This window comes from Salinivibrio sp. KP-1, from assembly GCF_000968645.1.
Lineage (GTDB): Bacteria > Pseudomonadota > Gammaproteobacteria > Enterobacterales > Vibrionaceae > Salinivibrio > Salinivibrio siamensis.
The window spans coordinates 448,205-465,722 of the sequence record NZ_LAQR01000001.1 but is presented as its reverse complement, the minus strand read 5'-3'; the positions used below and the strand labels follow the sequence as shown (position 1 = coordinate 465,722).

Sequence of the window (17,518 nt, the reverse complement as noted above, 5' to 3'; positions counted from 1 at the left end):
TTCTTTTTAAAGTCTGCTAGTGACGTATCACTGCGGGTCTTTTTCTCGCAGGTGTAGTTTGGCGATCCGTTTCGTCACTGTATACACGCGCTTTAGCGATTCGGTCCACTCCATCTCGATACTAAAAAGTTGCAAGCGGTTGGTGTCATGCTCTACCAAGCGCTCGGCTTGATGGGCAAGCACTTTATCCAATAGCGCGTTAAGCGCACGTTTGGTATGCAGTACTTGTTTCGCGCGTTTATTATCACCACGTCGAATGGCATTCACGCTATCTAGCAGCGCATGTGTGACTTTTTCTTGAATATTATCAAGGATTTCACGCATTTCATCACTGATATCGATCTCAGCATGCAGTGATTTATCCATGATGGGCACCAAGGTGTCTTCAATCAGATCAGCAATGCTCTCAAGCTGATCGGTCATGCTAATTAGGGTGATCTGTCGGTCACTCTGTGCTTGCGTGAGAGGCTCTTTACGCAATCGACCGAGATAAAAAAGCACATGTCCGTGCAAAATATCGACTTGATGCTCAAGCTCATCGATTTTCTCTAACGCATGATTAGCCGCTTCTCGCTCTTGCTGGGAAGCTAATTTAGAAGTGAGAGGCGGGAGTGCATTCATCATATTGCAAACTCGGCGTCCGATGCGTCCAATCTCGAGCTGGGCTTGATCCATGGCAATATCGGGTGTCATCAGCAGTTCTTTGGAGAGATATTTCGGCGAAACAATCGGTTGTTCACTTGGTGCAGGCTTACGAGTTTTAGGGACAATCTTCTTTGCAAGCCAAACAAACCCGCCGATAAACGGCAACATGACAAGTGTATTGACGACGTTGAATAGGGTGTTGGCATTGGCAATTTGACGAGGAAGTTCAGCCCCTAAGCGTTCAACGCCCGTGAGATCAGGATGGCTCGGCGACAGTGCGACGCTCCAATCACTCAAAACACTGATCAATGGAAGCCATATCAACACCCCGATAATATTAAACAGAATATGCACACTGGCGGTTTGTTTGGCCTCCCGCGATTTACCGATAGCGGCGAGGAGGGCGGTCACACAGGTGCCGACGTTGGCGCCCATTGCGAGTGCGATCCCGCTTTCAAGCGAGATAAAGCCTTGCCCCGCAAGGACGATGACAATCCCGGTTGTCGCAGATGAAGACTGCACCAATGCGGTAAACAAGGCCGCAAGTAAAATGGCAAAAAAAGGATTGTGCATTTTCGCCATGGCATCAATAAATGGCTGATAATCGCGCAGAGGCGACATTGCCTCACTCATCACATTCATCCCTGTGAAGATCAACCCCAACCCGAATAGCATTTTACCGTATTGCTTGGTTTTATCGGCTTTGGCTGTAAATTCAATTAAAAAGCCGATAGCGACCATCAGATAGGCGGCTTGAGTGATTTTAAAGGCCACAATCTGAGCGGTAATGGTGGTCCCGATATTGGCCCCCATGATCACCCCAGTTGCTTGCGCGAGCGACATTAACCCTGCGGAAATGAAACCGATGAGCAATACGGTGGTGACAGAAGAGGATTGAATGGTGGCTGTGACTCCCGCGCCCGTTAAAACACCGGCGACACGGTTGGTGGTGAGTTTGGCGAGTAAGGATTTGAGTCGGCTTCCAGCGGCGTTTTTCAGCGCATTAGACATTTTTTCCATGCCATATAAGAACAGCGCTAAGCCACCGAGCAGCCCCATCAACATGGTGAGGGTGTGGAGCGAAGACGCGTCCGTGTTCGCTGCCCATGCAAGGGTGGGGAGTAGAAATAAGACGGTGGCCAAACAGCGCCATTGCCATGTATTACTCAACGCGGTTAGTCGCATTTATCGCCTCTACATTGCTAGATTATCACCAGTAATCATTAACATAGATGCAATAAAACCGTAATGCGAGCGGCGCGATGACGTTGCACGAAGCATTGACAGGAATAATCGCTAGGGGATCACACTCTTGGCGTAACGTGAGGAGGTGTTAACTCAAATAAAGCGGCCGAGAGAAAGTCGGCCGCAGAGAAGTTAGCCTTGGCAGCTGCCTTGATACTGCCAAACCCATTGGTTAGTGAACGGGTCTATGCCCCAGTTGTCTTGCGTGGCCTGGAATAGATGCCCTTGATACTGAACGGTGACGCCTGCTGGATAATAGTTGTATCCACCCCAAGTCGGCATATTGGTACAGCGGTTGGTATCTACCCCGCGATCGTCAAGGCGTGCTAACACGTTGGTCGCATAATCACGCGCCCCCACGACAGTGACGTACAGATCCATGCCCTGAATTTGGCTAAAGCCACAGTACTCTTCGTTGCCCGCATTCGTTGAGGCGCAGTCGTTATCATTGACGGTTGCAGGGCGACCTACCGCGGCATATAAATCTACTTCGCCGTGACCACGATAGGTTTGCAGCCAAACAGTGCCGCGAGGCGCATTGTGTACCACGAACTGGTAACCAGTGCCCGCGCGCCCTTGGATTTGCACGGGCTGATCGAGTGTCAGTGGCAAGATTTCTGGATCAGGTTGTGGCTCTGGGTCTGGCGTAGGGTTGCCTCCCGTTCCTTGGCAACCTTGGGTTTGAATGCCCACTTCTGCAAAGGCTTGGCTTACTGCTCCGGCTGGGTAGTTTAATGCTTTGGCCGCTTCGCAAATGCCTTCCGCGCCTTGCTGGAAGCTGGAGTTTGGGCGCCAATAAAGCTGGTTTGCTGTCGCAAATGCCTTAAAGGCCTTTTTGATATTCCATTGATCGCTGGTGGCGAGATGATAGAAAGCTTTGTTAAAGATGCCAGAGCTAAAGTGCACATCGATGCCAGAGTAATAGCGGTTCACATGACCAATTGAGCGTCCATCTTGGCTTGGGTTGATGAAATAACGCATAGCTTCGCTATGTTTCATCACGTCTTCACCCATTTTCCAGTTAAACTCACCAAATACGTACTGTCCCAGAGCCGCTGCGGCGACATCCGAGAAAGACTCATTCATCCCACCGGACATGCCTCGGTACTCAAGCCCTGAGTTTTGCTCGGTAAAACCATGGCTCACTTCGTGAGCAATGACATCCCAAGTGGTTAGGGGATACATGCTGCGATTACCGTCGCCAAAGGTCATTTGCCTGCCATCCCAAAAAGCATTGCCATAACCTTGGCCGTAGTGGACGCGCATGGTGAGCTTTTGTCGAATCGGACGTATACCGAGCCAGTCTTGGTACATATCAAATACTTTCTGGCCAAAAAACTGCGCATCATTCATCGGCGCATACGCACCGTTGACTTGACGGTAGGTGTTTTGTGGGCAATTGAACTGATGAACTTCTCCGCCCCATTCGCGGTTGTTCATGTTTAATGTCACCACATTCGGGCTATCCATTTGGCAGTCGCGGTTGACTTGAAAGCTACCTAGTTCGGTATTGGGACCAAAGTTAAATCGACCGCTCTTTTGGTTACCGCCGGGCCCTCCCGCTTCTAGGTGCGCGATGCCCTCCCAGCTATCGAGGATCTCGCCAGACTTAGCATCAACAATTTTCATCGGACGCGAAGGGTGACCGTTGTCGCTGGCAAGGTAGTCAACTTTGTAGACTAGGCGCGCTGTTTGTTGTTTATCCAGCCAGACCAAGAGTTCTGTGTTCGCATCGGCTTGGTGAAAATGCCGATTGCCTTGGCTTGTTTGACCTTGTGCAATTGCAATGGCCTGCTGCTGATTAATCATCGGTAGCGTACCACCGATATCTTGCTCGATATCAGTGACAACGTCACCTTTTACGCTGGGCGCGAAGCCGCGTGCGGTGGTGTTTTCGACCACCGAATAACCGTAAACGGGAACTCCATGATGCAGCTGCTGCTTGCGCACCAAGGCTTTATTACCCACTTGTAGGCGTGATTTTTCACGAAAGCTTAGTGCTGGCGATGATGCCGTCATTGCGCGTGACTGATCATGGTTTAATGCCGCGCTCAAATCTAAGCTTGAGGCATCGACCACATTGGCAGCCTGAGCAGGTATCGCTAATGGAAGGGTTAAAGCGAGTAGCGTTTTACGCATAGTTTCCTCTTCATACTACAACGAGTTAAAAATCGTTGGTTACTATCCATAGTGTGCGTCTAGCGGGGTTTTTTTAGCGGTGAGAATGAGGATTTGGTTCAAAAAATGTCTAGAAAAATGGAACTGATATTAGGTTTTTACGTTTTATGCACAAAATAAAAGACAGCGCTAGGGATTGTTAAAAAAATGATTCAAGCGTTGCACTTTCGCGACTATGCTAGCTAAGGGATTCGATATCGGGAGTAATACTGTGAGTCACTCATATTGGCGGCTTTTTCAGCGGATGGTGTTATTGGCCTTGTGCTTAATGGTGACGCCTGTAATGGCCAACCAACGGGCTTGGCAGTCGCCCGATTATATTGTCGACGCGTTTTATCGTATTGCGTTTAAAAGTGAGTATGTGCAAGGTGAGCAAGGCGTCCGCAAGTGGGAAGGCCCGATCCGTTATCATGTGGCGCACCCAATCAACGAGAGCCAGCTGCATGATGATCTTGTCACATATCACGTTTCACACCTCGAAACGCTAACTGGCATCGACTTTATCCCCACCGACATTCCGCAGCGCGCCAACCTCACCATCATGTTTACTAATCACGACCGCTTTTTAGATGATGCGCGCAAGCAATTTGCCAATGCGGATGTCTCCCCGTTACAAGATGCCGTTTGTGCTGCCAATTTTAGAGTCAATAAGCATGGTGCGATTCGTTATGCAGCGGTCGTTATTCCCGTTGATTTGGCGCGATCCAAGGGGAAGCTCGTGGCCTGTGTGGTGGAAGAGTTGACCCAAGTGATGGGACTGCCTAATGACGATGACCGGGTTTTTCCATCGATTTTTAATGACCGCACGCCACAGCAGCTTTTGACTGGGCTGGATGGCTTACTGCTAAGATTGTTGTATCTCGACGAGATAGAAGCAGGGCAAGATTGGCAAACGGCGCAAGCTATCATTCGGCCTGTCGTTGAAAAGTGGGCTCGTGATGGCACCATCGAGAATGCACACCGAAGTGTAAAAACCGGTGAGCTTTATCGTTTACTCGGCTGGTAGCCCACCTATAGAGCGAGCTATTTATCCATTGGTTTGCTCAATAACACAAATTGTTTAAAGTGATTTAGACATTTCGCCAACTTCGACAACACTTAAAGTACTGGACAACAGATTGTCATGACGATTAAGGGAGGCGACATGGAGTCGATCACCGTTAAAGATTATATGAATAAACGCCCGGTAACCTTTTCACCGGATATGCCGCTTTCCAGTGCACTGGAAAAACTGCTCCGCAGTCAGCAGACCGGTGGACCTGTGGTGGATGCTAATAAGCGTTTGGTTGGTTTTATTTCTGAGCAAGATATGTTGCAACAGCTATTGCGCGACAGCTATCACTGTCAAGATTCACACGCCGTGGCTGATTGCATGACCAGTAATGCCTTAGCGGTTGAATCTGAGGATAGCATTATCAAACTGGCTGAAATGATGGCGCCGACCAAACCTAAACTGTACCCCGTGGTCGACGAGGGCAAGTTGGTGGGTATTATCACCCGGCGAGATGTCTTAAGAGCCATCAGTATGCAAATGGGTGAATGTCTTACCCATCCTGTTTGAGGTTTGTTTATTGCGCACCTTACAAACGAGGTAAGGTGCGCCCATTTTAGTATTGATACCCGCGTCGCTTCTCTTGCTCTCTCCTCCTACCTTACGACTATCTCGCCGCGCTTTATCGCTGCCCAAGTACAAAAATTGAACGAATTGTGGTTGTTTTTCATTCAGTCTTATGTGCTGGTAAGTCAATTTTAATCCTGCCTATTTAAGTAGTTACTTGCTATATGACGATATATAGTTCGATTTTTGGTGCTTGTTTTGCGTTTTTCTGCTATTGTGCCGCCCGTTGGTAGCGGGCAGTTATCGCGAGGTTGAGGCGTAAAAAAGCCCAAGCGCGGCAGCAAAACGATAAGCAGGATGCTGGAGTATCGTGAAGTGTGGCTAACCCGTATTGACGTTAATGTGAACGTAAATGAGGTAAAACAAAGGTCAAATTAAACAATCAGGGAGGATGAGGTGAGAGAAACAAAGAGGTTATATGTATCAACTCAATTCAATTGGTGCGCTAGAATCATTCCTGATTGCCATCGGTGTCCTTTTTTTAGGCCATTTTGTTAATTCAAAAATCCCCGCATTGCGCAAGTTTAATATCCCAGAGCCGATTGTGGGCGGGTTAATCATTGCGTGTGTTATATCTGTATTACATTACAACGGTATCGATTTTAAGTTTAGTCTGCCACTAAAAGATACGTTCATGTTGATGTTTTTTGCTACCGTTGGTCTGGCAGCAAATTATAAACAATTGGTAAAAGGTGGTTTAAAGGTATTTTGGTTTCTTGCCATCGCATCTGTGTACATCATTATACAAAACGCCATTGGTGTCAGTTTTGCGTCGATGCTTGGCTTGGATCCTCTGATGGGACTGGTCGCTGGCTCTATTACCCTGTCCGGCGGGCATGGTACTGGCGCGGCTTGGGCACAGATATTAACCGATGAGTATGGTATTCAAAGTACCCTCGAAATTGCCATGGCGTCGGCAACACTCGGCCTCGTGATTGGCGGTATCATTGGTAGCCCAGTTGCTCAGCGTTTGATTAATAAACATCAGCTTGAGTCTGAATATGGGCGTGGCACCACAACACACGAAAAATATCCCGAGCTTGTGACTTACAATGAAAATGAAGAAGATAAAGTGACAGCGAAGAAAGTCATTGAAGTCTTATTTATTTTACTACTTTGTATTACGGGGGCTCACCATTTATCTGAGTGGGTAAACGGGTTTAATATTGAATGGCTCATGGTGCCTGACTTTGTTTATGCTTTATTCTTGGGTGTGATTGTTACGAATACGCTAGAGGTCTTTAAACTTAGAAAGCTAGAGTCAGAAACCGTGGATATGGTAGGGACCGTCTCTCTATCTTTATTTTTAGCGATGGCGCTGATGACGCTCAAGCTGTGGAACATTCTCGACCTAGCGGTGCCATTTTTAATTATTTTGGCGATTCAATCGGTGGTTATCGGTTTATTCAGTTATTACGTCACGTTCAAGCTGATGGGGAGCAATTATACAGGGGCCGTTATTGCTGGCGGGCATTGTGGTTTTGGCCTTGGCGCCACCCCGACCGCGGTAATGAATATGGGCTCAATTGTGAATCGCTTCGGCCCCGCGCCCCAAGCCTTTATGGTGGTGCCGATTGTGGGGGCTTTCTTTATCGATATTGTTAACCTCCTAATATTACAGGGCTATATTTTTATTATCCAATAGGCGCATTGCGCTCAGCCATCATGGCTGGGCGCATCTCTTTCCTGCTGTTGTGCGGCGTTTGGCAAAACAAATGAGAGTTGTTTCGATAAGCGCTTGACTCTGGAGTGGGCTCCAACCCTTATACTGACCACAAGATAATGACACAACGACCAAAGAAGGAGTCGATTATGTGTAAGCATTGTGGACATCACCACTGTCATCAGCCACATCACCAAACGGTTTCTCAGTCTGCGCAGACGGTAACGAATAGCTGCCAAGCGTCGAGCTGCTGTGCAAGTCACCAAGACGGAGAGGGTAGTGCGGGCGATGACGATCCCGACAGGCCTCACACCTCGTGTAACGATACCTGCGAGAATGCATCTTCGGCGTCATCCCCGTCATGGTCCTCTGTAACCCATGAGTGGGGGGTGACCGGTATGGATTGTCCAAGCTGTGCTGGCAAACTTGAAAAGGCGATTCATGCCACGCCGGGTGTAGAGAGCGCACAAGTGCTGTTTGCGACTGAAAAGCTACGCGTCGCTTTGACTCACGAAGCGGCAACAACCGATACTCGCTCTGCGATTCAGCAAGCCGCGAAAAAAGCCGGTTTTCCGCTGGTTCCCTTGAATCAAACCTCCACTACGCCTTCTGGCTGGCTGAAATGGCGTGATGACGCTCTGCTGTTTGGCCTAATGGGCATTATGTTGGTGGCTTGGGGACTAGATTACTGGTCCGCTTCTTTATCCGATTGGTTGTTTACTGCTGCAACTGTAGTCGGACTGGCACCCATTGTGCTTAAAGCGGCTCGGCTTGCCCGCCAAGGATCGCCATTTTCGATAGAAACCTTAATGAGCATTGCAGCCATCGGGGCCCTGTATCTGGGAGAAACCACGGAAGCGGCGATGGTACTTGTGCTGTTTCTTATTGGCGAGCGGCTAGAGGGATATGCCTCTACACGTGCCCGTGATGGTATCCAGTCACTCATGGCGTTAGTGCCAGAAACCGTGACGCGGATTGATCGTCATGGTTCGCGTGAGACAGTCGCGGCCAGTGATCTAGAGCCGGGTGATCGGATTGAAATCAGTGCCGGTGAGCGGCTCCCCGCGGATGGGCAACTGATGGAAGGTGCCGCCAGTTTCGACCAAAGTGCGCTGACAGGTGAACCTATTCCCGTCGATATCGACGCGGGTGATACCGTGATGGCGGGCAGTTTGGCAACTGATAAAACCGTACAGCTGACCGTGACATCCGCACAGGGCGAAAATGCCATTGACCGTATTTTGCGTCTCATCGAGCAGGCCGAGTCGAAAAAAGCGCCGATTGAGCGATTTATCGACAAATTCAGTCGCTGGTACACGCCGGCAATGATTGGGCTCGCCGCGCTGGTTGTGGTGATCCCACCCCTGTTCTTTGCCGCCAGCTGGCAAGAATGGTTATACCGAGGGTTAGCACTATTGTTGATCGCGTGCCCATGTGCGCTCGTGATTTCGACACCTGCGGCGATTACTTCGGGGCTTGCCACCGCGGCACGCCGTGGTGCTTTGATCAAAGGTGGAGCAGCGTTAGAGACACTCGCCAGTATCAATGCTGTCTCATTGGATAAGACAGGTACCTTGACCGAAGGTAAACCCATGGTGACCGATGTGCGCGCATGGCACGGTGATAAGAGCGCTCTGCTTCAAGCAGCGACGGCGATAGAGCGTGGCAGCCACCACCCCTTGGCGAAATCCTTGGTGTTGTATAGCGCCGAGCGTGGTCTATCGGTACCGGATGCCTCGCATATTCAAGCGAATGCTGGCCGCGGCGTGCAAGGCATGGTCGAAGGACAATCAGTCAGGTTGGTTGCATTGGATAAAGTGGCAGAGTCGACGTTAAACCACGCGCAATATCAAGAGGCCCAATCGGTGGCCGAGCGCGGGGTGACGGTTGCGGTTGTGCTCATTGACGAGCAACCACAAGGGATGATCGGCTGGCGAGATACACTGCGACATGATGCGCGAGAAGCCATCGAGCAATTGCGCGCTATGGGTATCCAGCCTGTGATGTTGACCGGCGATAACCCGACCTCAGCCGCTGAAATTGCCCGCGAACTGGATATTGATTACCGCGCGGGGCTACTGCCGGAGAACAAGGTTGAGGCGGTAGAAGCGCTGGCGGAGCAATATCGTATCGCCATGGTTGGCGATGGCATTAATGACGCACCGGCCATGAAAGCGTCTCACGTGGGTGTTGCAATGGGAAGTGGTACCGATGTGGCTTTAGAAACGGCTGAGGCGGCATTGAGTCATAACCGGCTGGTCGAGTTACCAAGAGTACTGCAACTGGCGCGAGCGACCCAAGCGAATGTACGGCAAAACATCACGATCGCATTAGGGCTTAAAGGGGTGTTTTTGGTGACAAGTGTACTCGGTATCACAGGACTTTGGGTCGCGGTGCTGGCTGACAGCGGGGCCACGGCGTTAGTCACGCTGAATGCGCTACGCTTACTTCGTGACCCGCGCTAAAAACCAGGGCAAAGGCTGTCTGCTTTTGCCTTTATAAAGTGATAACGATCTCTAAATTCTGAAATCTGTAATATTCAATATGGTAATAGGTCGATGGTGGTCACACAAAAGGCGTAAAATTTGGGTATCCTAACCACATAACCAATAACGCGTTGATGCCTGCTCACGTAGGCATCACATTGATTCTAATGCGGATGATACCATCCAGCGAGGAGACGAATGATGTCTGATACCCCTGTATTTCACCTTGGCGTAACAAAAGCGGATCTTCAAGGCGCAACCACGGCGATTATTCCTGGCGACCCTGCGCGCGTAGAAAAAATTGCTAACTTGATGGAAAAACCCACGTTTCTCGCCTCACAGCGTGAGTATACCTTGTACCTCGGTTGGCTTGATGGCAAACCTGTGGTGGTTTGCTCAACGGGTATCGGTGGCCCATCGACCTCTATTGCGGTTGAGGAGTTGGCACAACTTGGCGTTGGCACCTTCTTGCGTGTGGGCACGACGGGGGCAATTCAGCCTGACATTAATGTCGGTGACATGATTGTGACCACCGGCTCTGTACGCCTTGACGGTGCAAGTACGCACTTTGCACCAATGGAGTTCCCTGCGGTGGCCGATTTTGACGTCGCCACGGCCATGAAAGCCGCCGTTGATGAAGATGGTGCGACGGTTCACACTGGCGTGACGGCATCCAGTGATACCTTCTACCCAGGTCAAGAGCGTTACGATACCTTTAGCGGCCGTGTTGTGCGTCGTTTCCAAGGTTCAATGCAAGAATGGCAGGACATGGGTGTGCTGAACTTTGAGATGGAATCAGCCACATTGCTGACCATGTGTGCGAGCTCCGGCCTGCGAGCGGGTTGCGTGGCGGGCGTGATTATCAACCGCACACAAAAAGAGACCCCAGATCATGCAACCTTGAAAGAGACGGAAGCGCGCTCGATTAAAGTCGTGGTAGAGGCTGCACGTAAGCTTCTGTCATAAGCGAGACTTCGTTATCCTACCCAAACGCGGTGCCCTCGGGCACCGCGTTTTTTTATTGCCGACCGTTTAGCGAACCTGTCCTATTGCTTCGCGCAAGCGTCTAGCTCGTTCTTACCTCAATCGTCCCGCCCGCTGCGATAAACCAGTCATAAAGATGAGTACGCAGGTTGGCCAGTTGATCAGGGCCAATCAAGGCTAAGCCTAAATCGGTGGCACGGGTAATATCGTGATGCCTTAATGGACGGAAGCTCACCAACATCGCGCGCGCCTGAAGCCCTCCGAGCAAATCACGCAAGGACTCCAGCTTGTATAGGGTATCGTCGCCGTCGCTCGACATGCCTTTGGTTTTGCATTCAATAATATGCAGCTTGTTATTCACCACCATGGCGACATCTAATTCATTGCGCACCTCGCGCTCACCAATTTGGCGATATACCTGTAAAGAGAGGGCACTGTCTTGGATGGTGGGAAGCTCCTGTTGGATGGACGTGACAGTGTGGTGCACGTAGCTTTCTAGCCACTCCCCGTTGGCAAAACGTCGCGCTTCTTCACAGCTAAATGTCAGCACCCCTTGCTCATAACTGGCTAAGCCGGCATCCGAGAGGTCATCGAGAAGAATACCAAGCTCGCGATAACCTTGCTGCTTCTCACTAAGCGCGACGTCTAAACGTTGCTCTTTACGACACGTGGTTGCGAGGTAGTTCAAAGTGGCTAGGCCTGGACCGAGCTCATAGGCATTGCTGGCCCACTTTTCTCCCAACCGGTAAATGTCATTGGTTAAACAACCTGAGACTTGGTCATCTTGATGCTCACAGCGCGCGCCGAAAACCGTTAAATACTCAGTGAGACTAATATGGTCTTCCACTTGTTGCTGGGGGAGGCCGTCAGGGTACAGCCAACAAAGCTCGTCGCTATAGGGCTCAATTACATAGCTGGGCCACTGATAGGTACGAAAGACTTCATAAGCGGAGAGTAATTGGTGGCGCAGGCCACAGCTCGCATTAAAAAGGATGTCTTCAGAAGCGTTGCTGAGCTGTTCTGCCAGTTGTTTCACTTGGCTTTTTACTTCACGAATATTGATATCGTCCGAGATTTCAAAAAACTCGGTTTCAATCCCCTTGGGTGCCAACACACGTGTTAAACGCTCAAACTCCAGATCTTGCTCCAGTGTGCCAATGAGTATCAGCTTACTCACAGGCAATTGCTGATGTAAAACAGGGGTGACGAGACGGACGGGGTCAGAGTCGATGATTCCTACATGAATAGCCATAATTGCTCCAGGCGGGCTACGAGGCGGCATTAGGCCGCTTAATTATCAGTATAGTTGCCAGCCTCAACAGGTGGCGTAACTATTAATATCCGGCCTCGCGGTCAGGCTTTCAACCATTCGCTGCGTAAATAAGTGTAATTTTACACAGCGCTGACGTGATATCCGTCCTGTTAACTCCGCAATAACCGTGCCTTTCACGTGACAGTGCCGAGCTAATCCTGTGTAACCGTTTTTCTTCCTTCTAGGCGCGACTTTGCTTAAGTGCTTGCTGGCGCAGTGTTTCTGTCAAACTATTGAGCTCAGGCAACATGCGTCGAATTAAGTGTAGCTGTTGCAGCACCATGCTTAGCGGCGCGTTATCAACAGGCGCATACGAAGGTGATTGCGATGCGGTGGTGTCATTGGCGTGGTGATCATCAATGCCCACAGGCTCGCCTGCGGGTGTCTTGGTGCCAGTGGATGGTACTTGGGTGGGTAACTCTGCTGGCAATGCTTGACCCAAACGCTCAGTCAGTGTGTTAAGTGATTGATGAATCTCACGATGGAGTTGCGCCATTTTTTGGTGATTAACTTCATCATCCATGCGACTACGGTGCGCGCCGAGGGCCGAAATATAGCTCAACATTGCGTTGTTTAAACACAAGAACCGGAAGGTCTCTTCTATATTGGTGCGATAGCGTCCAGGCTCCACCAGCATGTTACTGATAGCGGTGGTGAGCTCGGCATCGGCATTGTGGGCGTGACGTCGAGCGATACGATAAGCCAAGTTGTCGCGCTTACCGACGCGGTATTGCGCAATCACATGAGCAAGATAGTCTCGATTGGCTTGCAAGGCTTCGGTCATGATCCCGCGCAAACGGTGTGCTTGCCAGTCGGGTAACACGTAACGGACGGCCGCGACGGCAATCAAGCTGCCAATGACGGTATCGCCAAGGCGGGGAAGAATAACAGCGAAGCCTTGGCCGAATTGGCTAAAGCACATTAATACCAACAGCGTAATAAACAAGGTTGCGAGGGTGTATTGCACGGTGCGAAACGCGAAAAAGAGCACACCGGTGATCACCATCAACGCCAGTTGACTGCTGGGATCTGGAAAGAGATAGAGCGCCGGTACGCCCAAGAGTAGACCGGCGACGGTGCCCAATACTCTCTCTTTAAGCTTACTGCGGGTGGCTGAATAGTTGGTTTGGCACACGAACTGAATGGTCATCAAAATCCAAAAACCGTGCTCTAGCGAAAGCCCTTGGATCAGGGCGTAGCCGGTCAATAACGATAAAGACAGGCGAACAGCATGACGAAACCGCAATGATTTGACCGTGAGCTGTCGACGAATGCGGTAAGCCATTTCCCCCAACGAGTGTGCATCAGGGTCGGCCAGTTCACTTTCTTGCAGATTGTCCGTGCTAGCTAAGTGGCTCAAGCTGGCGAGTTGTTGTTCCACTGTCTCCAAGTTTTTGTAGAGAAAATCGAGTTGCTGCAGCAGTGCGAGGCGAGTGCTGTTTTGCTCCTCTTGTGCCGACAAATAGGCCATCGACTGTTTGATTGCCGTGAGCGCTTGCTGGCCTGTTTTCGGATGCTGGTAGTGTGTACCGATTGACATGGCTTGAGCGACATCCCGGCAGGCTTGAGCTTGCGCGTTTAATAAGGCTTCAAAGCGAAAGAGGATATCGGAATGGAAAAAATGCGCCGCCAGATCTTGGTAACGATAATGGGATGAACTGACACGCTCGTGAATATCTTGAGCAATGAAATAGGTTTGTAGCAAGGTTTGATGGCGCTGTGTGAGTCGGCCACGCCGCGCACGTGTCAGCAATGACGCTTTTGCTTGGTTTAGCGCCGCCACCACTTGGGCATTTTGGTTAGCGGCGGCGATACGCGTCGGCTGCGGAACCAGTTCAGCCACCGGATGAAATAATCGGGATTTGGTTTCCATGTACGTCGCCGTTTGACGAAAAACCGCCGCGAGCCGATGCTGCACAGGGCGGTGAGGCCAAATGAGGATCCATACTAGCGATAGCAGCCCATACCAGAGTGCGCCTGACAGCAGCATCATAGGTTGTAACCACATATCACTGCCTTGCTCCATCCCCAGCATGGTATAAACCGCGAGAAGCAAAGAGGCAAAGGCAATGGTGCCATAGCGCTCACCGATCGCACCCAGCATGATAAAACCGAAACTCGATAGTGTGAGACCAATGGCAAATAACCAAGGCGTGTCGTAAAGCAGTTCGACAGAAAAGGCGGCGACCGTGAAGCAAACGAGTGTGACGCCAAGTGCTCGTATCCGCCCCCAAAAGTGGTCATCCACTTCTGCCAACGCCGAGGCAATCACGCCCAACACCAGCGGTGTGACAATATCCGTACGGTCTGCATACCCCGCATAAAGCGCTACCCCCATTAGGGCAATAAGGACGCGAATGCTGTCATTAATACGATGGTTCGCCCAATACTCACGCACGGCGAGCGGCAGGAAAGGTAAACGTGGCAGAGAAAGAGACATAAATAACGGTGATCGGCCAACAATGCTGGCAAGATAGCAGAAACGGGACCAGAAACTAAGCCTCAATCGGGTATTTTGTCATGGATTAAGAAAATGGTTGCGGCAGGTCAATTTCGCGTTGTCAGCGCAGTGCGTAGGCAGTGGCATCTCGCTAGTGAATTGATTTATCAAGCCTTGAGAAGTAGCATGCCAAGCATCTTTTTAGGGCACAACGCGTGCGCTATTCGCTGAATAACGTTGAGATATGAAACTTACAGCCAATCGCTGGGCACAATGGCTTGTTTACGGCGATCATTATAGCTTGCAGCTTGAAGATGATGGCTTACTGCTCGAATCTCGTCATCATCGACAATACATTCCTTTCTCGGCATGGGATGGGCAGCTAACGGTATCGCGTGGGTTGCTGTGGGGGACGATTTCGCTGACCGGTTATACCGATGAGGGCGACCCACTGCCATTCGAGGTCTTTGGCTTGCCATGGGATCATGCCCAACAGGCGGGACAAACTATCTATCGCCACTATCAAGCCTATATCGCCCGTTATCAAAAACGGCTGGCAATGATACGCCCCAGTTTACTGGCAGAGCTTGATGCACTGGTGAATGCGCCAGGTTATGCACGTGTCACACAATTACGCACCGCGCAGCAAACGGTATTGAATAAGCTGGAAGGCGAGGGGATACCCGCCTCATTCTTAGCCAATTTGGACGAAAGCCTTGCCACCACGTTAGCGCCTGTGTTGCAGGCCGATTCAAGCTGGCTGAAAGCCCGCAATCAACAGTGGCAAGCGGCGATGCTTAACCAGTGGCAAACCTGGTTTGATCAAGTTGAGTCGTCGCCTTTGAATGCGGGACAGCGCGAGGCCGTGCTTACTGATGAATCTCATACCTTGGTGGTGGCTGGGCCCGGAAGCGGTAAAACCAGCGTGTTGGTAGCACGCGCCGCTTACTTGATTGAAAGCGGTCAAGCCAAGCCTGAGCAGCTTTTGTTGATTGCCTTTGGTCGAGATGCCGCCACCGAGCTCAAAACTCGGATTAAGACCAAAACGGGCCATGAAGTGAATGTAACCACCTTCCATGGTTTTGCTCGCCAGCAACTTGCTGAACATGAAGGGAAGGCGCCGATTATTTCTCCACTCGCCAGTGATGAGACGGCGAAATCGGCATGGCTGACCCAAACACTCGCCGAACACTGGCAACAGTCCTCTACCCGTAAAGCATGGGACAAATTACATCAGCAGCACGCACTACCACTTGATGATAATGCTGAGCTCAGCGCCTGTGCCCATGAAAACCGGTTGCACACCTGGATTTGGTCGCGTCTTTCTCGAGTGATCCAAGCCAATACCACCAAGCGCGCCCTGACCGATAGATTGGCGAGCTTTGATGAGCAGAGTGCGTTAAAAAATGAACTGGCGGTGATTTGGCCGTTGTACCAAGCCTACAAACAGGCGCTAAAGGCGGAGAGCGCTGTTGACTTTGACGGCTTGATTGCAAAAGCCACCAAGTTGTTTCAGCAGCGAAAATTCGTCACGCCGATTCAGTTTGTGATGGTCGATGAGTATCAAGACATCTCCCCAGCACGATTGGCGATGCTCGAGGCACTGTGTCACGGTAAAACGGAGAGTGAAACCCAATCACCACGCGCCTCCTTGTATGCCGTGGGGGATGATTGGCAAGCCATTTATCGCTTTGCCGGTGCCGACGTCAGTTTAACCACCGAGTTTGCACAGCGTTTCGGTGACAGTGAAATTTGCTGGCTGACCACCTGTTATCGCTACCCGTCTACCTTGGGAGGTGTGGCACAACAATTCATTGGCCAAAACCCCAAACAGCTGAGCAAACAGTTGGATTACGCGCGAGACAAGGCATCGGCGAAAACACCCAAATCGATCAAGGTGATCACTGACGATAAGCTAGAAAAGACACTGACAAGCTTAGAGAAAAAGCATGCTAAGGCGGCGCAAGCTGTGAGTGTGATGATGATTGGTCGCACGCATGCCATCCGTCCTGACGCACTAGAAAGCTGGCAGAATGCGTATCCTTCATTGGCGCTTCGCTATACCACCGCACACGCCAGCAAGGGCCAAGAAGCCCACTATGTGTTTATCCTCGGCATGGATGATGGCGTATTTCCCGCCAAACCACGCTCGCTTTCACTCGATGAGGCGTTACTGGGAAAAAATGAAGAGCTGATTGAGCACGCGGAAGAACGACGACTGTTTTATGTCGCCCTGACACGCGCACAAAAACAAGTGTGGCTAGTACACCAAAAAGGCCATGCCTCACCGTTTGTAGAGGAGTTGAAAGGGTACCTTTAAAAAACGGGAACCCACACTGTTGGCCATAGACGGCGTTAGTTACAGACGGACAGTGCGGGGTAAAAGATCACAAACGCTCGTCTAAGTACGCTTGATAATCAGGGATTTGAACATCCACCTCTTGGCCAAATAGCGGCGACGTGATCAGAAAGCGTGCGGTCGAGCGATTGGTGGCAACGGGAATGTTCCAAACCGTGCTGACACGCAGTAGTGCTTTGACATCTGGGTCGTGTGGCACGGCATTGAGCGGATCCCAAAAGAAAATCATCGCATCAATTTTTTGTTCAGAAATCATCGCACCGAGTTGCTGATCGCCACCCATGGGGCCGCTGATAAGCGGAGTGATTTTTAATCCGGTTTCTCGCGCAAGAATATGCCCCGTGGTGCCAGTAGCATAAAGCTCATGCTGACTCAGTATCTCTTTATTCTCTTGTACCCACTCGCTCAAGGCGTTTTTGTAGTGATCGTGCGCCACTAACGCCACGTGTTTACGCGCAAGCATGGTGCGAGACGTTTGCTTCATACCTATCATCCCTCGTTAACAAGGTGGTTGCTATCAAACTGCGTGAAGCAGCATTTACCGAAGCCTAAATCAATCCGGCGATGAAATATATCGTACAACGGTCA

General features: G+C 50.6%; 11 protein-coding genes. 6 read left to right on the top strand and 5 right to left on the bottom strand.

All coding sequences use genetic code 11. From position 1 onward, the window contains the following. Positions 1-27: 27 nt before the first annotated feature. Entirely contained in the window at positions 28-1,830 is a 1,803-nt protein-coding gene (locus WN56_RS02080; protein ID WP_046073387.1) for a Na/Pi cotransporter family protein, read from the bottom strand. Positions 1,831-2,022: 192 nt separating this feature from the next. Further along, the gene (locus WN56_RS02075; protein WP_046073386.1) at positions 2,023-4,029 is read right to left on the bottom strand and encodes a M4 family metallopeptidase; all 2,007 of its coding nucleotides are present in this window, start codon (positions 4,027-4,029) and stop codon (positions 2,023-2,025) included. A gap of 250 nt (positions 4,030-4,279) precedes the next feature. Between WN56_RS02075 and WN56_RS02070 the strand changes: the two genes are divergently transcribed. The 5 genes from WN56_RS02070 to udp all read left to right on the top strand — a co-directional run bounded on the left by WN56_RS02070 (position 4,280) and on the right by udp (position 10,801). Further along, on the top strand, positions 4,280-5,074 hold the full coding sequence (locus WN56_RS02070; RefSeq protein ID WP_158010008.1) for a DUF2927 domain-containing protein: 795 nt from the start codon (positions 4,280-4,282) through the stop codon (positions 5,072-5,074). 138 nt (positions 5,075-5,212) lie between these two features. Then, positions 5,213-5,629 carry a CBS domain-containing protein gene (locus WN56_RS02065; RefSeq protein WP_046073384.1) on the top strand — a complete coding sequence of 139 codons (417 nt, stop codon included), beginning with the start codon at positions 5,213-5,215 and terminating at the stop codon, positions 5,627-5,629. Between the two features lie 475 nt (positions 5,630-6,104). After that, positions 6,105-7,331 (top strand): sodium/glutamate symporter, encoded by a 1,227-nt coding sequence (gene gltS / locus WN56_RS02060; protein WP_046073383.1) that lies wholly within the window; start codon positions 6,105-6,107, stop codon positions 7,329-7,331. Between the two features lie 167 nt (positions 7,332-7,498). Beyond that, positions 7,499-9,814: a zinc/cadmium/mercury/lead-transporting ATPase gene (locus WN56_RS02055; protein WP_046073382.1), complete on the top strand. Its 2,316-nt coding sequence runs from the start codon at positions 7,499-7,501 to the stop codon at positions 9,812-9,814. A 222-nt stretch (positions 9,815-10,036) separates the two neighbouring features. Beyond that, positions 10,037-10,801 (top strand): uridine phosphorylase, encoded by a 765-nt coding sequence (gene udp / locus WN56_RS02050; RefSeq protein WP_046073381.1) that lies wholly within the window; start codon positions 10,037-10,039, stop codon positions 10,799-10,801. A gap of 100 nt (positions 10,802-10,901) precedes the next feature. Here udp and WN56_RS02045 read toward each other — a convergent pair whose 3' ends face one another. Both WN56_RS02045 and yccS read right to left on the bottom strand, forming a co-directional pair. Continuing rightward, positions 10,902-12,071, bottom strand: coding sequence for a Card1-like endonuclease domain-containing protein (locus WN56_RS02045; RefSeq protein ID WP_046073380.1), 1,170 nt, complete (start codon positions 12,069-12,071; stop codon positions 10,902-10,904). 241 nt (positions 12,072-12,312) lie between these two features. Further along, a complete protein-coding gene (yccS, locus tag WN56_RS02040; RefSeq protein ID WP_046073379.1) occupies positions 12,313-14,571 on the bottom strand; it encodes a YccS family putative transporter in 2,259 nt (752 codons plus the stop codon). Between the two features lie 244 nt (positions 14,572-14,815). On the opposite strand from yccS, the gene helD reads away from it, so the two are divergent. After that, a complete protein-coding gene (helD, locus tag WN56_RS02035) occupies positions 14,816-16,891 on the top strand; it encodes a DNA helicase IV (protein ID WP_046073378.1) in 2,076 nt (691 codons plus the stop codon). Between the two features lie 67 nt (positions 16,892-16,958). On the opposite strand, the gene WN56_RS02030 is transcribed toward helD, so the two are convergent. Then, on the bottom strand, positions 16,959-17,414 hold the full coding sequence (locus WN56_RS02030; RefSeq protein WP_046073377.1) for a methylglyoxal synthase: 456 nt from the start codon (positions 17,412-17,414) through the stop codon (positions 16,959-16,961). Positions 17,415-17,518 lie beyond the last annotated feature (104 nt).

Bases quoted from the DNA above. Each gene is read 5' to 3' on its own strand.
- WN56_RS02080 (WP_046073387.1), bottom strand. From the start codon at position 1,830: ATGCGACTAACCGCGTTGAGTAATACATGGCAATGGCGCTGTTTGGCC.
- WN56_RS02075 (WP_046073386.1), bottom strand. From the start codon at position 4,029: ATGCGTAAAACGCTACTCGCTTTAACCCTTCCATTAGCGATACCTGCT.
- WN56_RS02065 (WP_046073384.1), top strand. From the start codon at position 5,213: ATGGAGTCGATCACCGTTAAAGATTATATGAATAAACGCCCGGTAACC.
- gltS (WP_046073383.1), top strand. From the start codon at position 6,105: ATGTATCAACTCAATTCAATTGGTGCGCTAGAATCATTCCTGATTGCC.
- WN56_RS02055 (WP_046073382.1), top strand. From the start codon at position 7,499: ATGTGTAAGCATTGTGGACATCACCACTGTCATCAGCCACATCACCAA.
- udp (WP_046073381.1), top strand. From the start codon at position 10,037: ATGTCTGATACCCCTGTATTTCACCTTGGCGTAACAAAAGCGGATCTT.
- WN56_RS02045 (WP_046073380.1), bottom strand. From the start codon at position 12,071: ATGGCTATTCATGTAGGAATCATCGACTCTGACCCCGTCCGTCTCGTC.
- yccS (WP_046073379.1), bottom strand. From the start codon at position 14,571: ATGTCTCTTTCTCTGCCACGTTTACCTTTCCTGCCGCTCGCCGTGCGT.
- helD (WP_046073378.1), top strand. From the start codon at position 14,816: ATGAAACTTACAGCCAATCGCTGGGCACAATGGCTTGTTTACGGCGAT.
- WN56_RS02030 (WP_046073377.1), bottom strand. From the start codon at position 17,414: ATGAAGCAAACGTCTCGCACCATGCTTGCGCGTAAACACGTGGCGTTA.